Below are 26,119 nucleotides of genomic sequence, written 5' to 3'. Positions count from 1 at the left end.
TTTATTTCCTCCAACTGTTTACAAAATTTCCAATTTCTTTTAGTTTAAGTCCACCTGGAACTATTTTTAGTTCTTCATCAGAAATAGTCTTTGTAACAAAAAGCATAACTAAGTATGTAAATCCTCCAAGAAAAACTGCAAGAAGTGTTGCAAGTCTATCAGAAAATGGCGATACTATAAATTTTATTATTTCAATTACAACGCTCATAGCAAATACATCTACAAGAGGCCTAAAAAACAATTTTTCATAATTAATTTTTAACTTCGAAACTTTTGCCATTGAAACAAAGTTTAATAATGCAGCTAATCCATATGCACTAACTGTTGCTATTGCAGCTCCTTTTATATTGAGTACTCTTATTCCTACCAATGTATAACTAAGAATTAATTTTAAAATTGCTCCATAAAAAAGATTTAAGGCAGGAAGTTTTTGTCTTCCAAGTCCTTGAAGTATACCTGTTGTTATTTGAAAAATTGATAAAAATACAACGCCAAAACCAAGTATCCCTAAAATAGCTCCAATATTTGAAGCTATCTCTATTTGATATGGATATAAAAGTCTCATAATTCCACCTGAAAGTAGTGCAAGTCCAACAGAACTTGGAAGACCAATAATAACAGCCAGTCTTAAGCCAACTTCTATTGTTTGATTCCTTTTAAAATCGTCTTTTAATGCAGCAAATCTCGATATTGCTGGAACTATACTAATTTGAACAGCAGAAGTAACTACTTGTGGTAAATTAACTACAGTCTGCGCATATCCAGTTAATTGTCCATATAATCTATTTGCTTCAACTACTGTGTAGCCAACTGATGTTAATCTTCTCATAACTATAGCAAGATCAAAAATTGTCATAATAGGTAAAATCGATGCTCCAAGAGTTATAGGAATTGCAATTTTAAATAGGTTTTTTAAAATTTCGCCACTCGTCTCTTCGCGGAATTTATCTGTTATATCAAAATTAGTTTTCTTTTTAAAATTTCTAAACATATATATAATAACTATACTTCCGAAAATAGCACCTATTGTTGCTCCAAATGTTGCACCCGCAGCTGAGAATTCAACACCCTTTGAAAGAAGTATATAGGCAAGAAAAAAACCAACACTAACTCTTACAAACTGTTCAACTACTTGAGACCATGCATACATCTCCATATGTTGATATCCCTGAAAATATCCTCTATAAACTGACATTAGAGAAACAAAAAATATTGCAGGGGTTATAGCTAAAATTGAATATATGGCATTAGGATTTTTAACATAAGAAACAATATTTCCTGAAAATATTACTAGAGATAATGCAAAAATAGATCCTACTATTAACATCATAGACAAAGAAGTTTTCAAAACTTTGTCTGCTCCTAAATGATCACCAAGTGCAATTTTTTCTGAAATTATTTTTGCTATAGCAGTTGGTATACCTGCTGTAGAAATAACTAGCAAATAATTATATATAGGATAAGCACTTTGATAATAACTCATACCCATATCACCAATCATATTACCAAGTGGTATTCTAAAAAATGCTCCCATTAATTTTATTACAACTGCTGCAATTCCAAGTATTGCAGCCCCTTTTACAAAAGAATTTGATTTTTTCTTACTCATTAAATCCCCCAAATGCATAGTTTATATCTCTATTTATATGTAATCATAATATTTATTATCACAAATTGATTTTATCAGAATTTTTCTGTTTTTAATAGTTAGATTTCACTATTGTAATCTAATTTTATATATTAGTTAATAACAGAAAAAAGCAAACTCAACTAATAAAATAATTAGTTGAGTTTGCCCTAAAATTCAATAAATTTAATTTATTCATTTACTACTTTATCGTTTTTTTGTATTTTAGCAAGAGTTTTTAAAGACTCTACTTTTTTATCATATGCTTCTTTTACAACATTTGACTCAATTGAAGTTTTATAAGTTTGAATTTCTGCATCACTACTACCACCATCAATCATATCTTGAACAGTTTTTAAACCTTCAACTTTAATTATATGATATCCAAATTTAGATTTTACAATATCACTAGTTTCACCTACAGGTGTTGAAAAAGCAACATTTTCAAATTCTGGAACCATTACCCCTCTTGGAAAATATCCAAGTTCTCCGCCTTTTTCTGCCGAACCTGGATCTTTTGAATACTCTTTTGCAAGAGCAGCAAAATCTTCTCCTGCTTTTAGCTTAGTCATAACTTCTTTAGCAGTTTCCTCTGTGTCAACTAAAATATGAGCTGCTTCAACCTGAACTGGATAAGTTTTATATAATTTTTCTAGTTCATCACTATTTAATTTAGTATCTTCAGAAATTAATCTTTTAAATTCATTGTTAAAGAGTTGTGCTTTTATTTCATTTTTTATAAAAGTTTCATCAATGCCATTATTTTCATAAAATAATTTCATATCATCTTTTTCTTTAATTGAATCTTCAAATTTACCATATGAAGTATTAACATCTTCCTCACTTGGAACAAAACCAGTATCTTTTGTGAAGTCAACAATTATTTTTTCTGTAATTAAATTATCTAAAATTTCACCTTTTACAATTTGTTTTACAGTTTTTCCTTGTACTTCTGTAGTCCATATAGTATCTCCGTACAAATCATTGTAATTTTTTTCAATCAAAGCAAAACTCTTATTGAATTTTTCTTTTGAAATTGCTTCTCCATTTACAATTGCAACTGTATTATCATCAATTGCAACATTTTCTGTTTTACTTACATTACTTTCGTCTTTTGATGTATTTGATTGACATCCTACTAAAGCTACTCCTAGTAACAAAACTATCACTAGTAGCATAATGCTACTCTTTTTAAAACTCATTTAATCCACTCCTTATTTTTTTGGTCAAATCCTATTATAGTACAAAATCATCAAACTGAAAACCATTGATTTTTTCAAGTACATTAATTAGCTCTTTTAACTTTTGAACTTTTGTCTGTTTTTGAATTATATATCTATATTTAATGTATGGTTTTCCGCCAACATTAAACTTCATTCTATACTTGAATTCATCAAAGCATTTTTCTATAGTTCTAGGGTCAATAGGAGTTGATTGATCAAGTTTTAAGCTAAATCCATCATCACTTTCTCTTATTACTAAAATTCTCAAAGTTTGACCAAGTGATTTCGCATAGGAAATTTCTATTAGATTATAAACTGACTGCGGCAACGTTCCAAATCTATCTTCTATTTCTTCTTCAATTTTATTGCAATCTTCCCTACCTCTTACTGAAGATATTTTTTTATATAAATCCAGTTTATGTTCTTCAACTGTTACAAAATCATCTGGTATATAGGCGTTAATATTAAATTCAACAAGTGTCTCAATTGGTTTTACTACAATCTCTCCCTTTGCTGCGCTAACCGATTCTTCGAGCATTTTGCAGTACATTTCATACCCTATTGATGCAAGGTGCCCATGTTGCTGAGAACCTAGTATATTACCAGTACCTCTAATTTCAAGATCCTTCATAGATATTTTAAAACCCGCTCCAAGTTCAGTAAATTCTTTTAAAGCTTTTAACCTTTTTTCAGCTACCTCAGTAAGAACCTTATCCTTTTGATACATAAGGTAAGCATAGGCAATTCTGTTACTTCTTCCCACTCTCCCTCTAAGTTGATATAGCTGAGAAAGTCCCATTTTATCTGCATTATTTATTATTATAGTATTGGTATTTGCAATATCGAGTCCTGTTTCAATAATAGTAGTACAAACCAAAACATCAAATTCCTTATTGGTAAAATCTATCATAATTTTTTCTAACTTTCTCTCACTCATTTGACCATGAGCATACCTAATATCCACTCCCTGAACCATACTTTGAAGTTTAAGAGTGATTTTATCAATATCGTTTACTCTATTGTGTACAAAATAAACTTGTCCACCTCTTGAAACTTCTCTACTAATAGCTTCAGCAATTAAATTATCATCGAATTCAACAACATAGGTTTGTATTGGATATCTATCCAACGGTGGATCTTCAATAACACTCATATCCCTTATTCCAATTAAAGACATGTGGAGAGTTCTTGGAATAGGAGTTGCTGTTAAAGAAAGCACATCAACCGATTTTTTTAAATGTTTAATTTTTTCTTTATGTTTAACTCCAAATCGTTGTTCTTCATCAATAATTAATAATCCAAGATCCTTAAATTCCATATCCTTCGAAAGAATTCTATGAGTACCAATTATTACATCAACAACACCAGTTCTTACATTTTCAATTATTACATCTTGTTGTTTTTTTGTTCTAAATCTACTAAGCATATCCACTCTTACAGGAAACTTAGAAAATCTTTCTACTAAGTTTGTATAATGTTGCTGGGCAAGAATTGTTGTAGGTACTAAAATAGCAACTTGTTTTGAATCCATTACTGCTTTAAAAACAGCTCTGATAGCAACTTCTGTTTTTCCATAACCAACATCTCCGCAGAGTAATCTTTCCATTGGAAGTTCTTTTTCCATATCACTTTTAATTTCTTCTATGCATTTAAGTTGATCCTCAGTTTCTTGATACGGAAAAATGCTTTCAAATTGATTTTGCCACTCTGTATCTTTACTAAAAACAAAACCCTTTTGTTTACTTCTTGCAGAGTAAAGTTTCATTAACTCTTCAGTAATATCTTCAATTGCTTTTTTTACTTTAGTTTTGCTTTTTTTCCATTCGCTTCCACCCATTTTACTGAGCTTTGTTTTATCTTCATTTGATCCAATATATTTTTGCAGAGAATCCATTTGCTCAACTGGTATATATAAAAAATCTTCTCCAGAATATTTAATTTTAAGATAATCTTTTTTCATTCCATCAACCGAAAGCTGGTCTATACCTATATATTTACCAATACCATGATTTTCATGAACAACATAGCTTCCAACAGTAAGTTCATTAAAACTTTTAATAATTCTATCTTTGCTTCTCTTCTTTCGTATTCTTCTTGAATTATCTAAACCAAAAATTTCCTTTTCGGTTAATACTATTAACTTAAAAGTACTTAAAATATATCCTTCTCGTAATTCGCCTGATCCTATTGTGATTTGAGATGTTAAAATTTCATTAAAGAATTCATAATCAACATTAGCCGTAATTCCTCTATCTTCTAATTCTACCTTAAATCGTTCACATTTTTCATTTCCATTTAAAACTATTATTATTTTGTAGCCTCTATATTTAAAGCTCTCAATATCTTTACAAAAATTATCCATTTTACTGTGGTAGAGCGGCGCTTCAATTGTATTAAATTTTAGTATTTCCTCAAATTTCAAGAAATTAATTTGTTTTTTAATTGTATCTAGAGCAACAACTTTATGTTTTAATATTTTTTTTACTATGAATTCAAAATTCATGATAATTTCTGATTGCTCTTTAAAAGCTTTTTTATTTTCTAAATTATTTTTGAAATTTTCTACGAAATCTTCTCTTATAAATTTTGCTTTTTCTTTTATTTTTAGTGGATTTACAAAAAATACAATTGAATCATTATCAAAATAATCTAAAATTGTATTTTTTTCATCATCTATTAAACCTATATAATTAATTAAATTATTAATTACTATATTGTTTTTCAAATTATCGAGTAATTCATTAACTTTAGCATTTGTTTTTTCTTTTGAACTTATCTTTTCTAAAGCACAAATTAATTTAATTTTCTCTTTTTCCAAAAGAATGTCTTCTCTTGCAACATAAATAATGGCCTCATCTATTTTATCAATAGAAAGTTGATTAGTTAGATCAAAATATCTTATTGAGTCAATTTCATCATCAAAAAATTCAATTCTTATAGGAAATTCGTGCATTGGTGAATAAATATCTAGAATTCCACCTCTTATAGAAAATTGTCCTAAGCTTTCAACTAACTCTGTTCTTTCATAACCAAATTCAATAAGTTTTATTAGTAATTTTTCCAAATCATAAGTAGATGAAAAATCAAAAAGTATACTATTTTTATATTTTTCTATTGATGAAACATTTTGCATTATTGAATCTATAGTTAAAATGAAAATACCCTTACTTCCTATAACTATATTGTTAATTGTTTCAATTCTTTTATTTTCAATTTGTCTTGAATGAGCAAATGAATCAAAAAAAGTAATCTCACGATGCGGGAAACGATAAACGTCTTTATAAAACATTTTCAAATCATCTTCTATTAATTTCGCCTCTATTTCGTCGCTAACAATAATTACAGTGTTTTTCTTGCCCTTATTAGTAATCGCTGAAATTAGATGTGCTGAAACAGAACTCCAAAGACCGTGTAAATATATCGGTGAAATTCCTTCTTTTAAACTCTTATTTATTTCTAAAAATTCTTTTGATTTACTAATTGAATTATAAAATGTTTTTTTCATCTTTACCTCTTATTGTACAAATTCATCGCCTTATCAACATCATCTTTAAGAATCGAAGCAACAGCATTTGATGCCGTAATTACACTTTCTTCAATCAAGGGAATTTCTTCTTTTTTAAACCCACTTAGTACATAGTCAACTAAGTCTCTACTTGGTTTTCCAATACCAATTCTAATGCGCGTAAAGTTATCATCATTAAGTAAATATATAATATTTTTCATACCATTATGTGTTCCAGCACTTCCCTTTTTTCTAATTCTAATTTTACCAAGTTCTGTATCAATATCATCATATATTAATATTAACTTATCAAGTGGAATATCATAGTAATTTACTATTTTCATAACTGATTCACCACTTAAATTCATAAAAGTCTGTGGTTTTACAAATATTACTTTTTCATTTTCTATTATACCCTCACCTATAAGCGCTTTGTGCTTTGATTTAATGACTTTAATGTCATATTTTCTAGCCATATAATCAATAGTTTCAAAACCTATATTATGCTTTGTTCCGGAATATTTTTTTCCAGGATTTCCTAGTCCAACTACAATATACATATTTTCCTCCAACTTAAGGTCAGCATTACTATTAAAATAATCATATTCATTATAGTAAAATTTATATCAAAAGTAAAAACAATCTTTCTAATTAGGTATTATAAAAATGTAAAAACTGGCTTGTAATTTTTCTTACAAACCAGTTCTTTTAGTTTCTTTATCCAATGACTTTGAATCTATCTAAAGCTAAAAATCAATCGCACTAAATTTTAAATTTATCAATTTCTGTATTTAATTCTAAAGCAATTTCATTTAATTTTTCAGCAGCTTTTGCTACTTCTTCTACTGCAAATGTTTGTTGCTCCATAGAAGCATTTACTTCTTCTGAAGCTGCCGCAGTTTCTTCTGATACGGCTGATATGTTTTCAATAGCTTCAAGCAAACCATTTTTGTTTTCTTCTATCATATCTTTGTATTCTACTATTTGGTTTACCGATCCACTAATTTCAGTAACACTTACTGTAATCATATCAAATGCATCATTTACTCCTTTAACTGCAGTTAATTGTTCATCTGAAATTTCTTTCATTTGACTTACACTCTCAACCGCATTTTTACTATCAGCTTGAATATTTGTAACAATTTCTCTTACTTGATCAGCAGCAGTTGATGACTCTTCTGCAAGCTTTCTTATCTCTTCTGCTACTACTGCAAAACCTCTTCCATGTTCTCCAGCTCTTGCAGCTTCAATAGAAGCATTAAGTGCAAGCAAATTAGTTTGAACGGCAATTGCGCTAATTGCATCAAGAATAGTACCTATATCATTGGTTTTTTCTTCAAGTTCTTTAACAACTTTCTCCGTTTTGTCACTTGTTGCTTTACTTATATTACTCTTCTCAGTCAATTCATTTATAGTTTCAAATCCTTTAGTATTTGCATTTGTAACTTCTTTTATACCTTCATATACCGCATTAATATTATCACCAAGTACATTTAACTTATCAGCTAATTCTCTTGCAATTTCAGCGCCTCTTTCAGCGTCCTCTGCCTGAGACTGAGCACCTTTTGCAATATCCTCTGACGCTCTTGAAACTTCGTCTGCTGCAGCACTTGCTTCCTCTGATGTTCCAGCTAAATTTTCTGCATTTGAAGTAAGTTCATGTGATACATTTTTAATGTTTTTAACTAAATTTCCAAGTTCTTTTAAAGTGTCTTCAAAAAATCCAGCGAGAGCTCCAAGTTCATCAGTAGAACTTACATTAAATAATTTTGTTAAATCTCCTTTTTTAACATCTTCCATATTATCTAAAAGTTTTTTAATATTATTTGTAATTCTCTTAGCAAATAATAAGAAAATGATTAATCCAATAATAAGAGTAATAATACCTACTGTTATTATGTTATTTAAATTTTTAGCAGAGTCGTCGTTTATTTCTGCTACATCGAGTCCAACTAAAATTTTCCATCTAGGGCCAACTACTGTATCAAATATACCTATCTTTTCAACGCCATTATAAGTGTATTCTACAGTGTCTTCATTTGATTTTTTCATTGCTTCAGCAAGTTCTTTTACAGGTATGGGTTTTCCAATAACTTTAGAATCTTTATGAGTCATAGTTATGCCATTACCATCAACTAAAATTGCATAACCATTCTCCCCTACTGTTATTTTATTCATATTTTCTGCAAGAGTTTTAAGACTTATATCAAGTGCTGCAACCCCAACAAATTTATTGTTATTAAATTTATTATACACAGGTTTTGCAACTGTAACTACCATATCGCCCGTAAATGCATCCACATATGGATCCGTCCAAATAAGCTTATCTGCTTTTACAGCCGCTTCATACCAACCTCTTTTTCTTGGATCATAGTCAGCAGGTAAATCTACTTGTGGATAAAGAAGCATTTGACCATCTCTAGTCCCTATATATACATTCATTAAATCTGGTTCATTTTTTGCAATAGATTCAAATGACTTTAACATCCACTTCTTAGAATCAGGATACGATAAAACTTGCTGAACATTAGCATCATCACTCATAAACCCAGTAATAAAACTAAATTCATTCAAGTAATTTTTAATAGAATCGTCAATGCTTTTTGTTGTAGCTTTTGAAGTATCAATTAAATTCTCTTTAAGTATTTTATTAGTTTTATTATAAACTGTAAAACCAATAGCAGATATTCCTACTACCATAATAATAATAAATACACTAATAATTCTAAAACCAAGTCCTCTTCCCTTTATATTGCTCTTATGACTTTTCTTTTGCTTCACTTTATCTTTTGACATAAACTTCCCTCCCGCATTATTAATTAAAATCGTATTATATATATACACATAATAATAAATAATAATCAACTTTTCTAAATAATTCTATTTTGTTTTTTATTAAAGGCCTAATTATTTTCTGATTACATAAGCTTATTAAATAAAAAAGCCTTGCTTTATAATTTTCATTACAAAACAAGACTTTACGTTTTAAAATACAATAAATGATAGTATTTAAACTTAAATCTTAAATTTATCTATTTCTGTATTTAATTCTACAGCAATTTCATTAAGTTTTTCAGCAGCTTTTGCTACTTCCTCTACTGCAAATGTTTGCTGCTCCATAGAAGCATTTACCTCTTCCGAAGCTGCTGCTGTTTCCTCTGATACTGCCGAGATGTTTTCAATAGCTTCAAGCAAACCATTTTTGTTTTCTTCTATCATATCTTTGTATTCTACTATTTGGTTTACCGACCCACTAATTTCAGAAACACTTACTGTAATCATATCAAATGCATCATTTACTCCTTTAACCGCACTTAATTGTTCATCTGAAATTTCTTTCATTTGACTTACACTTTCAACAGCATTTTTACTATCAGTTTGAATATTTGTAACTATTTCTCTTACTTGATCAGCAGCAGTTGATGACTCTTCTGCAAGTTTTCTTATTTCTTCTGCTACTACCGCAAAACCTCTTCCGTGTTCCCCAGCTCTAGCAGCTTCAATAGAAGCGTTAAGTGCAAGTAAATTAGTTTGAACAGCGATTGCACTGATTGCATCAAGAATAGTACCAATATCGTTTGTTTTTACTTCAAGTTCTTTAACCACTTTCTGAGTTTCTTCACTTGTTTCTTTACTTATATTACTTTTTTCAGTTAATTCATTTATCTTTTCAAATCCTAGAGAATTTGCATTTGTTACCTCTTTAAGACCATCAAATACTGTATTAATATTGTCACCAAGAACATTTAATTTGTCAGCTAGTTCTCTTGCAATTTCAGCTCCATTTCCAGCATCTTCAGCTTGAGACTGAGCTCCTTTTGCAATATCTTCTGACGCTCTTGAAACTTCGTCTGAAGCAGCACTTGCTTCCTCGGACGTTCCGGCTAAGTTCTCTGCATTTGAAGTAAGTTCATGTGATACATTTTTAATATTTCTCATAAGCGAACTAAGTTCTTTTAGAGTATCTTCAAAAAATCCTGCAAGTGAACCTAATTCATCAGTTGAAGTTACATTAAATAACTTTGTTAAATCACCTTTTTTAACCTCTTCCATATTTACTAAAAGCTTTTTAATATTATTTGTTAAACGTCTTGAAAATAATAGGAACAAAATTAGTCCAATTAATAAAGACACTAGACCAACTGTTATGATATTTGTAAGATTTTTTGATGCATCTTCATTAATTTCATTCATACTAAAGCTTGACATAACTTTCCAATTAACGCCTTCAATAGTATTATAAATAAGCATTTTATTTTCACCATTATAATTGTAAGAAACTACATCTTCAGAGTTTTTTGCAAGTGAATCATTTAGCGCTTTAACGGGAATAGGCTTGCCAATCAAATCTTTTGATTTATGAATCATTGTATTATTTTTTGAATCAACTAATACAATATAACCATTTTTTCCTATCTTAACTCCACTTATAGCTTTATCTAGTGTTGATAAATTAATGTCTATTCCAAGTACACCTACAAGTTTGTTTTTATTATATTTATTATAAACAGGATTCGCAACTGTTACTACAAGTTCCCCTGAAGTTGCATCAACATATGGGTCTGTCCAAATTAATTTACCAGCATTTACTGCTTCTTCGTACCAGCCTCTTTTTCTAGGATCAAAACCATCTGGTAATTTCTGTTTAGGATAAAGTAGCATTTGTCCATCAGCTGTACCTAAATAAAGATTCATAATATCTTTATTATTTTTAGTCATTTCATTAAAAATTCTAAACATTGCTGTTTTTGAAAATTGATTCTCTAGTACCTGCTGAACTGTCGTATCACCAGCTAAGTAATTTGATACAAAAGAAAATGTACTTAAATAATGAGTGATATCTCTATCAATACTAGAATTCAAAGACTTAGAAGTATCTACCAAATTTTCTTCTAATATAGTATTTGTTTTATGATACACAGTAAATCCAATTGCAAAAATACTTACAATCATTATTGATAAAAATACACTTAAAATTCTTATACCAATTCCAAATCCTTGCTTAGATTTTTTTTTAATTTTTTTATCTTTCTTTTTTTTACTCATATTATTCCTCCTAATAATCATATATATTACGAATACTATATATATACTCTTTTTTAATAAAATTAATCAAAAATATAGTAGTAATTAATTTTTACGTATTACTTTTTCTATACATATTCACAAATAAAAAGAAAAACAATAAATTGTTTTTCTTTTTATTATTTAATCAAATAATTTGCTTACTGAATCATTGTTAAAAATTCTTCTAATTGATTCTGCAAATAATGGAGCTACTGAAAGAGTTTTTATTTTTTCTGATTTTCTTTCATCTGGCAAATATATAGTATCAAGAACAATTAATTCTTTTATTACCGAATTATCAATTCTCTCAATTGCAGGACCTGAAAGAACTGCATGAGTACAACATGCATATATTTCTTTAGCGCCTAAATCTCTTAAGGCATTTGCTCCATTCGTAATAGTTCCCGCAGTATCAATCATATCATCAATAAGAATAACATTTTTACCCTTAATATCACCTATTATGTTCATTACTTCACTTACATTTGCTTTTGGTCTTCTTTTATCTATTATAGCAATAGGTGCATTTAATCTATCTGCAAAATTTCTTGAACGCGCAACACTTCCAAGATCAGGAGAAACGACTACAAGGTTTTCTATATCTTTTTCCTTAAAATACTCTGCTAAAATTGGTCCACCAACTAAATGATCGAGTGGTATATTAAAATATCCTTGTATTTGAGCAGCATGTAAATCCATAGTAAGAACTCTATCCGCTCCTGAAGCTGTAATAAGGTCTGCAACTAGTTTTGCAGAAATTGGATCTCTAGCTTTTGCTTTTCTATCTTGCCTTGCATATCCATAGTATGGCATTACTACTGTAATTCTTCCCGCTGAAGCTCTTTTTAAAGCATCTACCATAATTAACATTTCCATCAAATACTTATTTACAAGTGGTATACTAGTAGATTGAATTACATATACATCTACTCCTCTTACGGTTTCGTTTATATTAATTGATATTTCACCATCACTAAACGAAGACACTGTAGCGTCACCAAGCGGAAGTCCCAATTCTCCACATATTTTTTTTGCTAAATCCAAATTGGAATTACCTGAAAAAATCTTAATTTTTTTACCCTTACTATGCATCTTTTCCTCCTAGACAAAATAATCCTATTTTTTTAATAAACCGCTTTTTTTCACCCAATCTTTTTTATTTACTTGTCTTGCTCTTGCTATCGAAAGTGAGTTTTCTTCAACGTTATTTGTAATTGTCGACCCTGCAGCTACATAAGCTCCTTCTTCAACTACGACTGGTGCAACTAAATTAACATTACAACCCACAAAAGAATTATCTTTTACAACGGTTTTATTTTTTTCTTTTCCGTTATAATTTACAAAAACAACCCCACAGCCAATATTCACATTATGCCCTACTTGGCCGTCTCCTATATAGGACAAATGCGAAACTTTTGAATTATTTCCTATTTTCGAGTTTTTTACTTCTACAAAATCACCTATTTTGGCATTTTTGCCAATAGAAGAATTTGGTCTTAAATAAGCATAAGGTCCAATACTCGTACCGCTATCAACTATACTATCTATTATCGTAGATGATTTAATAGTTACTAAATTCTTTATTTTTGAATTATATATTTTTGTGTCAGGACCAACTTCACAGTCCTCACCAATTTCTGTATTTTCTGATATAAATGTTCCAGAATAAATAATTGTATCAATCCCTATAGATACACCTTTTTCGATAATTGTACTGTTTCGATCAATAATGGTAACACCACTGTTCATATGAAAATCTAAAATTCTATTTTTCATAATGTCGTTTGCCATATTTAGTTGAATTCTAGAATTAATTCCTAAAATTTCTTCATTATCAATTATTGAATATCCTCCGACATTATAACCTTTAGTATTAAAAATATCAATAATATCTGTTAAATAATATTCACTTTGACTATTATTACTTTTAAATTCATCAAATGATTCTTTTAAAAGCTTTCCATTTAAAAGATAAATTCCAGAATTTACTTCCTTTATTTTTTTTTCATCTTCATTTGAGTCTTTTTCTTCAACAATTTTTACAACATTGTTTTTGTCATCTCTTACAATTCTTCCATATCCAAAAGAATTATCAAAATTTGCTGTCATAACAGAACAATCTAATTTATTTTCTCTATGAAATTTAATAAAATCTTTTATTGTTTCTTGACGTAATAAAGGTGTATCACCGCATAATATTAATACATCTTCATTATCTATAAAATCTTTTGCCATCATAACGGCATGAGCAGTTCCAAGGGTTTCTTCTTGCAGTGCAATTTCCACATTTCTTTTTTTTGTTGCAGCTATGACTTTTTCTTTATCATATCCAACAACTATTACTTTCTTTTCTATTCCACTATCATCAACAACATCGATTACATGATCAATCATTGATTTTCCAAGTACTTTGTGAAGTACCTTTGGATGTTTTGATTTCATTCTTGTACCTTTACCTGCTGCAAGTATTATCGAAGTTATTCCTTTCACTTTTCCACCTCTATTTTTTTACTTTTTTTAACATTACTATTATAATTCATTGGAACGATAATTGTAAATTCAACTCCTGCATTCTTTTCAGAAATAAGATTAATTTCTCCCTTTAAAGTTTGAGTAACAAGATTATAAATAACATTTAAACCAAGCCCACTACCACCATTTCCACGTTTTGTTGTAAAAAAAGGATCAAAGACTTTTTTTATTAAATATTTATCAATTCCCGTACCATTATCAGTATATATTATTTTAAGCTTATCTACATCATATTTAACAATTTTAATTTGAATAATGCCATTTTCTTTTTTTTCTAAACCATGAATTAATGAATTCATAATTAAATTACTAAATATCTGTGCATAAGCACCTGGAAAACTATTTATAATTATATCTTCATCTCCAAAAACTAAAATTTTAGTATTAGTATGTTTTATTTGGTGATTTAAACTTGTAATTACAAGTTTTATATAATTTTTAATATTAAATGTCTCTAAAATTTCACTCGACTGATCAACAGCAATTTTCTTAAAACTCGTTATTAAATCTGATGCTCTATTTAGACTACTTGATAATATATTCGTGCTATTTTTGACTTCTTCAAAGTAAGAAATAAGCTCAGATTTTTTTATATTACCACTATCAAGTTTCTTCTTTATTTTAGCAGTTTCATTTTCAATAAAGGAAGATGCAGTAACGCTATTTCCTATAGGAGTATTTATTTCATGAGCTACTCCAGCAACAAGTGAACCAAGTGAAGCCATTTTTTCTGATTCTATCAGCTTAGTTTGAGTTTCTTTTAGAGAGCGCATACTATCCAAAAGTTCCATATTTTTACTAGATAATTCTTTTTTAGCTATCCTAGCTTCCTTTAATGAATGTTTTTGATATCTGTTTATTACTGTAAGTTCAAGTGTTCTTTCATTTATTTTTTTTTCTAAGATGGAATTGAATTCAGCTAAATCTACTAGCTTTCTACTTTCACTAATAATTAAAAAAAACAATAAAAGTATCATCATTATTATTATAAAATTATAAATAGACACCTTTCCACTAAATATATCTAATGGATTGGTCTGTTTTTCAACTCTTAAAAATAATAAATTATAACTTTTATTTTTAGAGAAAAACATTTTATACTTATTATTTAGACCATCGATTTTTCCAGAAGAAGTATCTAAACTAATATCTCTATATAAAATACCCTTATCATCAATAAATTTTTCGTTTTTTAAATTTACTTCAGATATTTGCAAAAATGCATTTGAACTTTTATAGATTATTTTTCCATTTTTTAAATTCATTAAAATTAATTTTTTATCATTATAAAATTTACTAAAAATTTTATACAAATTAATTACTTTTTTTTCTAAATAAGTATTTGAATCAATCAGTTTACTTTTATCAACCATCGTTATTACTTCAAAGTTGCCAATTTCGCTAAATGAAAATACAAAATTTTCATCACTAACGAAACCATTTTTTTTTCTAATAGCGCTTTGAACTATGGAATTTTTGTTTATATTTTTATTAAAAAAATCCATAGTCGTAGCATAAACTTTACTAATCTCTGTCGGATATTTTGATATATCAAAAGCAAAAACTTCAATATATTTATAATGATCTCTCTCTGAAATTACGTGTTCATCAAATTCTTTTTTTATAAATACTTCATTTATAAAAGATTCACCTCTAATATTTTGAATCATTTCATCCTCAAAATATTTACCAATAATGCCGTCAATATATTTTTCTAAATTTATCGGACTATTTTCTAGATCATTAAGTATTATATCATTTACGTATCTATCATATTTTTCATAAGTAAAATAAACATTTAATATATATGCCCCTATGATAATTATTATAAGACTTAATATATAAACATATATCATATTAGATTGAAGTTTTTTCTTCATAAAATCACCCTTAATCAGCAATCAGCAAAATTTTATATCTATATTTTGAATTTTGAAACAAGATCATAAAGCATATTTGATAGTCTTAATGAATCTTTTAAAGAAATATATACATCTTTTGCCTCTTCAGTTATATTTTTTGAATTATTCTCAATGATTTCAAGAGTTGCAATAGACTCTTCTAAATTCGAATTCACTTCGCTTATCATAATAAATAATCCATTCATAAATTCAGATTTTTCATTATTAATTTTGGAGTATTCATAAATACTATTATAAATATCATTCATTGTAACTGAAATTTCTTCAAGCGCCTTATTTAATTCTTTCGTAGAAAAATATTGGTCTTCGGTTGATCTATTTATACTTAAAAGTTTACTGTTAGTTTCAGAAAACTTAATATTGAATTCTTCAGTTGATCCAACTATTGTACCTACTATTTTTCTTTGATCAATTAGCATATCATATATCGAACTTGAAAGTTTTCCGATTTCATTTGGATAAAGTGTATATAAAATATTTTCACCTGAATCCCTAAGATCAAATCTTGAAATCTTATCAAATAATTTTGTTAAATCTTCAATAGGTTTAGATATATAATTGCCAACCCTGTACGAAGCGATAATACTAATTATAATTCCTAATAAAACCGCTACTAATAATATTACATATTGATTCCTAATAGATTTTAGTAAGCTCCATTCAGTAATGTTTGTTGTAATTATCCAGTCATTGCTTAATCTAGTAAATACAACATATTTAGTTTTTCCTTTATACCTATATTTTAAATAACCCTGTTTATTTTTATCCATAAAATCTGCTATAAAAGCTAAATTTCCATTTTCTATTTTTCTTAAATTATCTTTGAGACCATAGACCGGATGCACAAGATGATAATACTTTTTATTCATTAAAATTGAATAAGTATTTTTTACATTATATTTGTTGATAAGTTCTTTAATTTGATCAAAAGTGCTATCTATTCCTACTATCCCAACAAAAATATCATCTACGTATACCGGATATGAAAAAGTAAATATTTTTTTTCCTACATAAGAGTCATCATAAGGATTAGACCAAATACCACTTGAACTATATATTGGATCAAAATACCATGCAAAGTTACTACTTGAAGAATCAAAATCGCTTATTTTGGCAAGTTCTTTTAGTTCGGAATAACTATCATTATAAATATCATATGTAAGCAAAGATTGATATGGATATTCCTCATTGTTTATTAAATCAAAATTAAAAGTTATATATACATCAATATTATCATTTACCGTTTTTGTACTTTTAACCATAAAACCATTTAGTTTTTTTATATAGTCTTTCATATAAATATTAATTCTATCTTTATCATTACTTTGAAGTACATCCATATTAATGGTCGATTCAATATAATTTGAAATATTAATTACACTTTGACTAATGTTATTAAGTGAAATATCAATCTTTTTTGCACTTAGTTCGTTAAGAGTTTCATACTCCTTAATTTTTGTTTCTTTTATGTTTTTGGAGCTAATAAGTAAAGTTGGAACAAAAACTATCACAATAATTGTAATAATACTAATAAGCATAATGTAATTTATAGTAGTTCTTAATTTTTTAAACTTCATATTATCACCAACTCAGATTTGTTGTTTTTAACTGTAATTTTTTTAAAAATACTATACTTCATTTATACCTAAAAAAGTCGTAATTATGCATTATTACTTAGATTTACAGTAAAAAAATAATAATAAGACTTCTGCACACTACTATATTACAGTAGATGTAATGTCATTACAAGTTGTTAATAATTATACACATAGTATTCTCTCTATGTATGCTATAATTATTATACTAATAAATTGTTGAGGTGTTTTATGAAAATATTTAAAAATTGGAAAATAATGTTCCTAGTCTTTGTTGTACTTATTTATAGTCTGTTTTTCGCTACAATAGTTAAAGAAAAAAAGAGACTACCTTCGCCTAAGTGGAGTAGAGAAATCGAGTTGAATGTTCAAAACAACCTCTCCATTGTTAATGCAAAAAAAGAAAAGTTAACTTTTACCATCCCGCTTGAAAATGAAAATTCTATTTTATCAATTTTTGTTGATAATAAAGTTAATATTCTATTAACTAAAGCAGATGGAAATATCATACTAAATAAAACTATAAGCAACCTTCAATTAAATAATACTTCTAATATTCAAGAAATTTTTTCTGGGAAAATAATTAATGGAAAATTAACATTATATTTTATATCTAACAATAAATTGTATTCTAACTTGCTAGATTTAAAATCATACGAATTAGGAAGTTCTATTTTAATCGATGACTTTGTTAAGTCTGCAAAATATAAGAATGGTTTTTTAGCAATTGAAAAACTGGATTCTTTGAATATACTTGACCTTAATTCAAATAAAAATGAATATGTATATAAAAATATTTCTTTTTCAAAATTAAAGGAATATGACTTGTTCACTGATTCAAACTATATTTATATCGTTTATTCAGGTAAATTCTCAGATAACAATAAATACTTAAAACTTTCAAAAATAAATATAAAAACTAAAAATATCGCAACAGCTATAATTGATAAACTACCAAATTCAACTTTTATAAGTTCGAAATATTTATCAATAAATGTAAATAAATCTAAAGTAAACATTCTTGAAGAATCAGAGGAGTTTAAAACAGGTAAAACTACATTAAAGCATTATTACTTAGATAAAAACCTTACAAATATAAACAAATCCGAACTAACAAAACTAAAATATTCTATATACCCTAAGTTAATTAGTAGTAAAGGTAATGATATTGATTTTATTATTTCGATTCCAACTACTATGGGAGCTACAAAAATTGTTTATAATCTTAATATAATTAGTTTGATTAACGAGAAAATTGATAATAAAACTACACTTACTAAAACAAATAAAAAATCAATTTCTCCAACTTTATTCAAATTAAAAAATTCAAAGTATATAACTTGGAGTGATATCGACCAAAATTCAAGAGAATTAATGCTTTTAAGCAACAATAAAGACTTTATTAAAACCTCTAGAAAACTAACAACAAACGAAAAAATTGATTCTTTAATTACTTGGATTATAACAATATTTCCAACTTTACTAGGTACTATGATACCAATAATAACTATTGCTGGTACAACTGCAATAATACTTGTGATTTTATCAATAAAATTTTTGAATTATATGGAACAAAATTTTAAAAAAACCTTTAATTTTTCAGTCCTTATTCATACATCATTAAAAATGTTATTTTTATATAATATGATATTTTTAAATAAAGCAATACTTAATATTAAAGATCAGTTACCAGTATTTTTAACAAATTTTCCTCTGCTAGTACTTACCATTTTTATAACTACTTCACTTTCATATTATCTTTATAAAATCAAATACACTAGTGAACAGCACAACGAATTTTGGATGTCATATATGTTTTTTGGAATTACAGATTTAATTATGTTCTCACTATTAGTAATTCCTTACTTCTACACTTATTTAGCACTTCCAATATTTTTTAATAAATAATACTTATAGTATAAAAAATGCACCTTCAAAAAAATTTGAGGTGCATTTTTATATTATTTTTTCTTTTTAAATTTCGAATATGCCTTTAATTTATTTATATTTGCGAAATTTACTTGCGAATTATTCCGTTTTATTTCTTCATTTACATCTGTATCATTATTAGCAGATATTTTTTCATGTATATTTTTCCCACTATTCTTCATTTTTTTTGTTTCTTTTCTTTGTAACTCCGTTATTAATTCATCAATAACATCCGAATAGCCATGCATTTTTACAAGTTCATATTTTTCCTTAATTCTCTCGAAATCATTATCAGAAAAACTAAGTATAATTCTAGCTTCTCTCTCGCTAATATTTTCATCTAGTAAATCATACAACTTATCAATCAATTTATGAAAATCTTCTTTTTTAGTACTTGGATTTTTTTTATTTTTTTCTTCTTTTTCATCTTTTTTTTCTTCTACATCTTTATAATAATTTTGATTGTTTTCATTATAATCAGTTTCAATGCTACTATCATTTTCATCTAGACTATCAAAATTAATTTCGCTTATATGACTTCCATCATCTTCTTTTTTTATAATGTTCTCTTTTACTGTACTCTTGTCCATTGAAACTTTTGATATTTCTCCGTGTTTTCCTTCAAAATTAATAAGTTTTTTCTCTACTAATTTAAAGATTGCTTTTTTCGCTTCGATAATTGTTGTTCCCATTTTAAGTGCTATTATCTCACTTGTAAGTAAATCTTCGAATTCTTCTTTTCCTGCATATCTAGATAATACAACTAGACACATTTTTTCATAAATTGAAAGATCTTCTCTATCCACAACTTGATTAGTGACTACGAACCAATTTTTTTCATTCATTATAGACTCCTAGGAATTAAACATTACTCTCTCGTTATTAAATAAATTTTTAATTATATAAATCAATATTGCAGTGAATATTATATTTGAGCTTAAATTTATCGAGATTTCAAGAAAAGATATATCATAATTAAGTAAACTCTTCATGCTAAGAACACTGCCATAAACAGGAATCATATATTGCCAAACTTTTACAGCTGAATTTGAAAACATTGTGCTAAATCCAGCTACCATAATTATCATATACACTGGTGAAATATAAGTTCCAGCTTCTTTAACTGATTTTGCATTTACTGAAATTAAGCTTATTAATGCAACAAATACACCTACTAATGTTATCATAATTAACATTAATGCTGCAAGTTCCTTAATTCCAAATCCTAATGAAGCTACCGATAGTACCTCGCTAGAAGATGAACCACCACTAAAAATTCTAGACGAAAACGGCATTGAAGCTACTATTCCTACAAATGCCGAAAAAGTGCTAAGAAAGGCAATTATGCCAAGACTTATAATCTTTCCAAGAGCAATTACTTCTCTTTTAACTGGAGTTACAAGCAAAGTTGCCATAGTGCCCCTTTCTTTTTCTCCAGCAATACTCTCCATACCAACTCCCATTGCCCCAGAAAATAAGAAAATAGATATAAGTATTGGAAATAAATTTCCTAAATCTTTTCCTGTAGCTTTTTTAGAATCTACCAATTTATTTTCTTCATTTTCTTTGTTTATATCAAATGGTTTAATGTATTTTTCATTTCCAAGTCTTCTTATCATAATTGAATCTTCATATTTTGGAAAAATATCTTTATTAAAAACTCTCATGATTTTACTTGAATATTCTTCACTCGGATTATAGAATGTTAAAATATTTGGTCTTTCAAATTTCTTATAATTTTCAATCTTATTTTCAAAGTCCTTATCAAAAATTATCAGAAGTTCTTTTTTGCCTTCTAATATTCCATTTTTAATATGGCTGATTTCATTGTCATTTTTAATTTCAACTAAATTAATTTTACTTTCATTATTTTTTACTATATTCTCAAAATTATCACTAGCATATTGTACATAAACATTTGGAATATGAGTATCTACGTCATCAATATACTTTGAAAGCATAATACCCATTACAGAATATATTAGTGCAATACTAACAGCTGGCAAAATAAAAGTTGTAAAAACCATTCTCTTATCAGAGAATACTCTTTTAAGCTCTTTTTTTAATACTACTATAAGTTCTTTACTCATTTTTTTCACCTTCCTTGCTCTTTAAATACAAACTAAAAAATGCATCTTCTAAATCTTCTGTATTTGTCTTTAAAAGTATTTCCTTTAAAGTTCCATCTATTACAATTCTACCATCAATGATTATTCCCATTCTATCGCAAAGTTTTGATGCAACGCTCATAATATGCGTTGAAACAATAATTGTTTTACCTTGCTTTTTTAAATATTTTAGATAATCTACAACAACTTTTGCGGTTACAATATCAAGACCATTTGTAGGTTCATCAAATATAATAATCTCCGGATCATGAACTAAACTGACGGCAATTGACAATTTTTGCTTCATACCAGTTGAAAGATCTGATATTTTTACATCTTTAAATTCCGTAATTCCAAAATAATGAAAAAGTTTTATTTTTCTATCATTAATTTGTTTATCATCCATTCCATAAAGTTTTCCAAAGTATTCAAAAGTATAATTAGGAGTAAAAAATCCATCAAGTTTAAGCTCATTTGTTAAAAAAGATATATTCTTTCTAACATCTCTTGAATCATCAATTACATCAAAGTCTCTTATTTTAATATTTCCATTAGTTGGTTTTATTAAAGTAGAAATACATCTTAACGTTGTAGTTTTACCAGCACCATTTGGACCAAGAAGTCCATAAATTTCACCTTTTCCTACATTGAATGAAATTCCATTAACTGCTTTTTTTATATTTAGATTTAGCTTTTCTTTTTTCATCTGTTTCTTAGATAATTTATACACCTTTTCAAGATTATTAACATTTATCATATTACACCTCACAAGAAATTCATTTATTGCTTTTAGTTAATAGTATAACAAAAACATGATTCCTTTTAAAGAATCATGTTTTAATATTAAACGATAATTTTAATATCATCGCTTAATGTTATTTTTCCGCCATTAATTATTTTTGCGTACCGTACATTCTTAATTAATGGGCAATATTTTCCTTGCTCTAGCAAAATACAATTATCAAAACATTTTTTTCTTACATTAGTTATTTCTATCAACGAACTACCTATTGCTATATTTTGACCATCTCTGAGCTTATCCATTTCTATTTCTTCAATAGTAATATTTTCTCTAAATCTATTTATGCATAATCCATCTTTTATATTATCAACAATCAATCTACTTTTTTTATCAAGAATTGCAATTTCTCTACTACCTTTTTTTGATTTTATATCATTTTTTATTCCGCAAGTTGTAGTTAATTCAAGTATATTAACACTTTTTTTATTTTTAACACTAAGTGAAAGATAAAATTTATTAAGTTTCATTATATTAAAATGATCTTCTTAAAAACTTTTTTTCCTTTACGAATTTTTAATGAATCACCTTTAAAATCTTCTCTAGTAATATTTATTGCAAAGTCTTTAACTTTTTCTCCATCTAAAGAAATTCCATTTTGCTTAATTAATCTTTTTCCTTCACCTTTTGACGCAATTAAATCCGCTTTTAAAAGTAAGTCAAGTAAAGGCATTCCCTCATTAAACTCTTCTTTTGCTATTTCAACTTTTGGCATGCTTGATTCATCACCATTTCCAGCAAATAATGCTTTTGCAGCTTCGAGTGATTTCCTTGCTTCTTCTTCTCCGTGAACAATTTTTGTAACTTCAAATGCCATTCTTTCTTTAATAGGGTTAAGATCAGCACCTTCAAGTTTTTCCATTTCTCTAATTTCCTCCATTGGAATAAATGTAAGGAGTTTTGTACAGTTAATAACATCAGCATCTTCTACATTTCTAAAATACTGGAAAAACTCATATGGAGAAGTTTTCTCTGGATCAATCCAAAGCGCACCTTTTTCTGTTTTACCCATTTTTTTACCTTCAGATGTAGTTAATAATTTAAATGTCAATCCATAAACCTGTTTTTGATCTTTCTTTCTAATAAGCTCAACACCCGCGATTATATTTGACCATTGATCATTTCCACCTAATTGCATTTTACAATTATATCTTCTGTTTAATTCTAAAAAATCATAACCTTGCATAATCATATAGTTAAATTCTAAGAAAGATAATCCTTTTTCAAGTCTTTGCTTAAAACATTCAGCAGCAAGCATTCTATTAACAGAAAATCTACTTCCTATTTCTCTTAAAAATTCAATATAATTTAGATTATCCAGCCAAGTTGCATTATTAGCAATAAATCCATCTTCATTATTAAGATTTAGGTATTTCTCTAATTGTTTACCAATTTTATGACCATTTTCTTTTATTTTTTCTGGAGTTAGCATTTTTCTCATATCTGTTTTTCCAGTAGGATCTCCTACCTTTGCAGTTCCTCCACCAACTAGAGCAATTGGTCTATGACCCGCTTTTTGCATATGCATCATAACCATTACTTGAATAAAGTGACCAACGTGCAAACTATCCGCAGTTGGATCAAATCCAATATAGAAATTCACTCTCTCATTTTGAAATAATTCTTTTACTTCATCTTCATGTGTAATTTGTTCAATAAATCCTCTTTCGCTCAGTACATCAAATACATTTCTCATATTGTCCTCCGTTTTTCTTTTTACTTATAAAACAATTATATTTTTATATATTAACTTAATAAAAAATGGTACCACGAGCCTTTCGCTAAGGACGAAAAACTCGTGGTACCACCTTAATTTATGAAATGTTTTATTCTTTATATTTCACCTTAATATTTATAACGGTAATTATCCGCTGCATTTGCAGATGCTCCAAACTGTAATTCACTACATATAATCATTTAATCTTTCAGCATACGATTAACTCTCTACATTATTTATATGAGCTACTATATTCTTCTTAGCATGTTTATTAATTTGTATTAGGGTAATCTTAGCACATGTAATTAACATTGTCAAAAATACTAAGAAATTAATTCCATTACTTCTATTTCTTTATTTCTAATTAAATCAACTATTTCATCACCGGATTTTATTATTGGTCTAGTTGGAAAATTAACATCTACGAATATTATCCTTCCACGTTGTCCATTTGAAAGAACAACATCCTTTCCAGTATAAAATTCAGCAAGATTTGTTAAAAACACATAGCATAATCTTGAGTCTAGTGTAACCCCACTTTGCCAAGAAATATATTCAGCTGCTTTAAATGGAGATACTTTGTTTTTATATGGTCTATCATGTGTCATTGCATCAAATATATCACAAATCATAATTATCTTTGCAAACTCATGAATTTGTCCTTCTTTAAGTCTTAAAGGATATCCAGATCCGTCAATTCTTTCGTGGTGCTGAAGTGCACTATATTTAATATTTGATGTTATCCCTTTAGTTTTCATTAATACACTGTATCCAAACTGAGAATGTCTTTTAATAACTTCAAACTCATCTTCTGTTATGCCCTCTTTTTGAAGAATAAAATTCGGTATTTTCATCTTACCAATATCAAACATAAGAGCAGCTGAAGCCAATTCTTCTAGTTCGCGTTTAGTATAATTTATCCATTTTCCAATCATAACTGCTAAAATTGAGACTCTAAAAGAATGCTCAAATGTATAATCATCAGTTTCTTTCAATTGATTAAGTCTCATTAATACATCATTATTTCTAATCATATCAGGAAGTGCCTCTTCAACATTCTTCCTAACTAAATCATAATCAACTGAATCACCATCTTTAAGACTTTCAAATACTTTTTTAGTGTCTTTGATCATTTCTTCATGTCTCTTATCAATTGGAATATTACCTTCACCAGTCAAAACGCTAATATTCATTTTCTTATTAACAACACTTTTAAGTTCAACATCTTTATATCTTATATTATCTAATTCTTCTAATTCTGTTTTAAAACTTTCTACATCAAAGCTTTTATTTGCATCAAGTGCAGCTTTCTCAATCGTATCAGCTTGAAGCGAAGGAGTTTGTGGAGCTACAGCTTTCTTAGATATAGTTCCATCATCAATTTTTACAGATAATACACCTAATTTTCTAAGTAAATTAATATGCCTTTCGTTTAAGACGCTATTTTTACTTAAAAGCTCAATCGTACCATCCTGATTCATTACCGATTCAGCAATGACCATGCCCGACGTTAATTTACTTATTTCAACATATTTCAAAATAATCACCCACACATTTATTCTTATTTCTTATAACTTTTTCTATTTATCAAAAATATCTTCAAGTTCAAACATTAATTCATCCGGAAAGTATTCAATGTTTAGTTTCAATTCATAAAAATTGCTTGTTACTTTCACTTTAAAAACACTTCCAATAATACTAAACATTTTACCATTCAACCTTACATCAATACCTAAGAACGTACCTACCTTATAGAATGATTTTGTTTTAATACTGACAATGTTCTCAAATATTTTCTCTAAATTAATTTCAAAAGGCATCTCAAAATTCATCAACGCACCATTGTAGAAGAAATATTTGTTATCAACTTCATTTTTGTTATTAAATCCATTAAATTTTGTCATGATATCACATCCTTTATGACTATGACTAAACCTAATATCGACACAATGCACGTATTTAATATAGTATTTATCTTTACTAAAAATATCTATAATCACACGCAATGCTTGGATATACTTCATCTATAATATCGACAAATTCTTAAAAAAGTTTAACTTAATAAACTAATACCCATAAATAATTTAATAACACT

Annotated in this window: 18 protein-coding genes; 1 reads left to right on the top strand and 17 read right to left on the bottom strand. The window is 27.5% G+C overall.

All coding sequences use genetic code 11. The features are described 5' to 3' along the window. Position 1: 1 nt before the first annotated feature. From AACH12_RS01165 to AACH12_RS01120, 10 genes are all read right to left on the bottom strand, one after another. The gene (locus tag AACH12_RS01165) at positions 2-1,609 is read right to left on the bottom strand and encodes a putative polysaccharide biosynthesis protein (RefSeq protein ID WP_338536258.1); all 1,608 of its coding nucleotides are present in this window, start codon (positions 1,607-1,609) and stop codon (positions 2-4) included. 209 nt (positions 1,610-1,818) lie between these two features. Further along, a complete protein-coding gene (locus AACH12_RS01160) occupies positions 1,819-2,829 on the bottom strand; it encodes a peptidylprolyl isomerase (RefSeq protein ID WP_338536257.1) in 1,011 nt (336 codons plus the stop codon). Between the two features lie 34 nt (positions 2,830-2,863). Beyond that, complete coding sequence (gene mfd / locus AACH12_RS01155; RefSeq protein WP_338536256.1) at positions 2,864-6,355, bottom strand: transcription-repair coupling factor; 3,492 nt, start codon at positions 6,353-6,355, stop codon at positions 2,864-2,866. A 2-nt stretch (positions 6,356-6,357) separates the two neighbouring features. After that, a complete protein-coding gene (pth, locus tag AACH12_RS01150; protein ID WP_338536255.1) occupies positions 6,358-6,915 on the bottom strand; it encodes an aminoacyl-tRNA hydrolase in 558 nt (185 codons plus the stop codon). A gap of 202 nt (positions 6,916-7,117) precedes the next feature. Beyond that, complete coding sequence (locus AACH12_RS01145; protein ID WP_338536254.1) at positions 7,118-9,151, bottom strand: methyl-accepting chemotaxis protein; 2,034 nt, start codon at positions 9,149-9,151, stop codon at positions 7,118-7,120. A gap of 219 nt (positions 9,152-9,370) precedes the next feature. Next, positions 9,371-11,401, bottom strand: coding sequence for a HAMP domain-containing methyl-accepting chemotaxis protein (locus tag AACH12_RS01140; protein WP_338536253.1), 2,031 nt, complete (start codon positions 11,399-11,401; stop codon positions 9,371-9,373). A 162-nt stretch (positions 11,402-11,563) separates the two neighbouring features. Then, complete coding sequence (locus tag AACH12_RS01135; protein WP_338536252.1) at positions 11,564-12,514, bottom strand: ribose-phosphate diphosphokinase; 951 nt, start codon at positions 12,512-12,514, stop codon at positions 11,564-11,566. Positions 12,515-12,538: 24 nt separating this feature from the next. Next, positions 12,539-13,912 (bottom strand): bifunctional UDP-N-acetylglucosamine diphosphorylase/glucosamine-1-phosphate N-acetyltransferase GlmU, encoded by a 1,374-nt coding sequence (glmU, locus tag AACH12_RS01130; RefSeq protein WP_338536251.1) that lies wholly within the window; start codon positions 13,910-13,912, stop codon positions 12,539-12,541. Continuing rightward, entirely contained in the window at positions 13,909-15,834 is a 1,926-nt protein-coding gene (locus AACH12_RS01125; RefSeq protein ID WP_338536250.1) for a sensor histidine kinase, read from the bottom strand. The genes glmU and AACH12_RS01125 overlap by 4 nt, the downstream gene beginning before the upstream one ends. Before the next feature lie 38 nt (positions 15,835-15,872). After that, the gene (locus AACH12_RS01120) at positions 15,873-17,453 is read right to left on the bottom strand and encodes a methyl-accepting chemotaxis protein (protein ID WP_338536249.1); all 1,581 of its coding nucleotides are present in this window, start codon (positions 17,451-17,453) and stop codon (positions 15,873-15,875) included. 249 nt (positions 17,454-17,702) lie between these two features. Here AACH12_RS01120 and AACH12_RS01115 point away from each other — a divergent pair, with 249 nt between their 5' ends. Further along, a complete protein-coding gene (locus AACH12_RS01115) occupies positions 17,703-19,379 on the top strand; it encodes a hypothetical protein (RefSeq protein ID WP_338536248.1) in 1,677 nt (558 codons plus the stop codon). A gap of 53 nt (positions 19,380-19,432) precedes the next feature. Here the strand turns inward: AACH12_RS01115 and AACH12_RS01110 are convergent, their stop codons facing one another. The 7 genes from AACH12_RS01110 to AACH12_RS01080 all read right to left on the bottom strand — a co-directional run bounded on the left by AACH12_RS01110 (position 19,433) and on the right by AACH12_RS01080 (position 25,928). Next, complete coding sequence (locus tag AACH12_RS01110) at positions 19,433-20,245, bottom strand: hypothetical protein (RefSeq protein WP_338536247.1); 813 nt, start codon at positions 20,243-20,245, stop codon at positions 19,433-19,435. A gap of 9 nt (positions 20,246-20,254) precedes the next feature. Then, on the bottom strand, positions 20,255-21,490 hold the full coding sequence (locus tag AACH12_RS01105) for an ABC transporter permease (protein ID WP_338536246.1): 1,236 nt from the start codon (positions 21,488-21,490) through the stop codon (positions 20,255-20,257). After that, entirely contained in the window at positions 21,483-22,265 is a 783-nt protein-coding gene (locus AACH12_RS01100) for an ABC transporter ATP-binding protein (protein ID WP_338536245.1), read from the bottom strand. The genes AACH12_RS01105 and AACH12_RS01100 overlap by 8 nt, the downstream gene beginning before the upstream one ends. A gap of 86 nt (positions 22,266-22,351) precedes the next feature. Continuing rightward, positions 22,352-22,777 carry an MOSC domain-containing protein gene (locus tag AACH12_RS01095; protein ID WP_338536244.1) on the bottom strand — a complete coding sequence of 142 codons (426 nt, stop codon included), beginning with the start codon at positions 22,775-22,777 and terminating at the stop codon, positions 22,352-22,354. Beyond that, positions 22,777-24,003: a tyrosine--tRNA ligase gene (gene tyrS, locus AACH12_RS01090; protein WP_338536243.1), complete on the bottom strand. Its 1,227-nt coding sequence runs from the start codon at positions 24,001-24,003 to the stop codon at positions 22,777-22,779. The genes AACH12_RS01095 and tyrS overlap by 1 nt, the downstream gene beginning before the upstream one ends. A gap of 344 nt (positions 24,004-24,347) precedes the next feature. Then, the gene (locus tag AACH12_RS01085) at positions 24,348-25,562 is read right to left on the bottom strand and encodes an HD-GYP domain-containing protein (protein ID WP_338536242.1); all 1,215 of its coding nucleotides are present in this window, start codon (positions 25,560-25,562) and stop codon (positions 24,348-24,350) included. A gap of 42 nt (positions 25,563-25,604) precedes the next feature. Further along, positions 25,605-25,928: a hypothetical protein gene (locus AACH12_RS01080; protein ID WP_338536241.1), complete on the bottom strand. Its 324-nt coding sequence runs from the start codon at positions 25,926-25,928 to the stop codon at positions 25,605-25,607. Between the last annotated feature and the right edge of the window lie 191 nt (positions 25,929-26,119).

This window comes from Helicovermis profundi, from assembly GCF_033097505.1.
Lineage (GTDB): Bacteria > Bacillota > Clostridia > Peptostreptococcales > Acidaminobacteraceae > Helicovermis > Helicovermis profundi.
This window is presented reverse-complemented; position numbering and strand designations above follow the sequence as displayed.

What these genes read in the sequence shown, in the direction of transcription:
- AACH12_RS01145 (WP_338536254.1), bottom strand. Translation starts at nt 9,151, where the DNA reads ATGTCAAAAGATAAAGTGAAGCAAAAGAAAAGTCATAAGAGCAATATA.
- AACH12_RS01095 (WP_338536244.1), bottom strand. Translation starts at nt 22,777, where the DNA reads ATGAAACTTAATAAATTTTATCTTTCACTTAGTGTTAAAAATAAAAAA.
- AACH12_RS01080 (WP_338536241.1), bottom strand. Translation starts at nt 25,928, where the DNA reads ATGACAAAATTTAATGGATTTAATAACAAAAATGAAGTTGATAACAAA.
- AACH12_RS01165 (WP_338536258.1), bottom strand. Translation starts at nt 1,609, where the DNA reads ATGAGTAAGAAAAAATCAAATTCTTTTGTAAAAGGGGCTGCAATACTT.
- AACH12_RS01100 (WP_338536245.1), bottom strand. Translation starts at nt 22,265, where the DNA reads ATGATAAATGTTAATAATCTTGAAAAGGTGTATAAATTATCTAAGAAA.
- AACH12_RS01135 (WP_338536252.1), bottom strand. Translation starts at nt 12,514, where the DNA reads ATGCATAGTAAGGGTAAAAAAATTAAGATTTTTTCAGGTAATTCCAAT.
- AACH12_RS01115 (WP_338536248.1), top strand. Translation starts at nt 17,703, where the DNA reads ATGAAAATATTTAAAAATTGGAAAATAATGTTCCTAGTCTTTGTTGTA.
- mfd (WP_338536256.1), bottom strand. Translation starts at nt 6,355, where the DNA reads ATGAAAAAAACATTTTATAATTCAATTAGTAAATCAAAAGAATTTTTA.
- pth (WP_338536255.1), bottom strand. Translation starts at nt 6,915, where the DNA reads ATGTATATTGTAGTTGGACTAGGAAATCCTGGAAAAAAATATTCCGGA.
- AACH12_RS01120 (WP_338536249.1), bottom strand. Translation starts at nt 17,453, where the DNA reads ATGAAGTTTAAAAAATTAAGAACTACTATAAATTACATTATGCTTATT.
- AACH12_RS01110 (WP_338536247.1), bottom strand. Translation starts at nt 20,245, where the DNA reads ATGAATGAAAAAAATTGGTTCGTAGTCACTAATCAAGTTGTGGATAGA.
- AACH12_RS01125 (WP_338536250.1), bottom strand. Translation starts at nt 15,834, where the DNA reads ATGAAGAAAAAACTTCAATCTAATATGATATATGTTTATATATTAAGT.
- AACH12_RS01105 (WP_338536246.1), bottom strand. Translation starts at nt 21,490, where the DNA reads ATGAGTAAAGAACTTATAGTAGTATTAAAAAAAGAGCTTAAAAGAGTA.
- AACH12_RS01140 (WP_338536253.1), bottom strand. Translation starts at nt 11,401, where the DNA reads ATGAGTAAAAAAAAGAAAGATAAAAAAATTAAAAAAAAATCTAAGCAA.
- tyrS (WP_338536243.1), bottom strand. Translation starts at nt 24,003, where the DNA reads ATGAGAAATGTATTTGATGTACTGAGCGAAAGAGGATTTATTGAACAA.
- AACH12_RS01160 (WP_338536257.1), bottom strand. Translation starts at nt 2,829, where the DNA reads ATGAGTTTTAAAAAGAGTAGCATTATGCTACTAGTGATAGTTTTGTTA.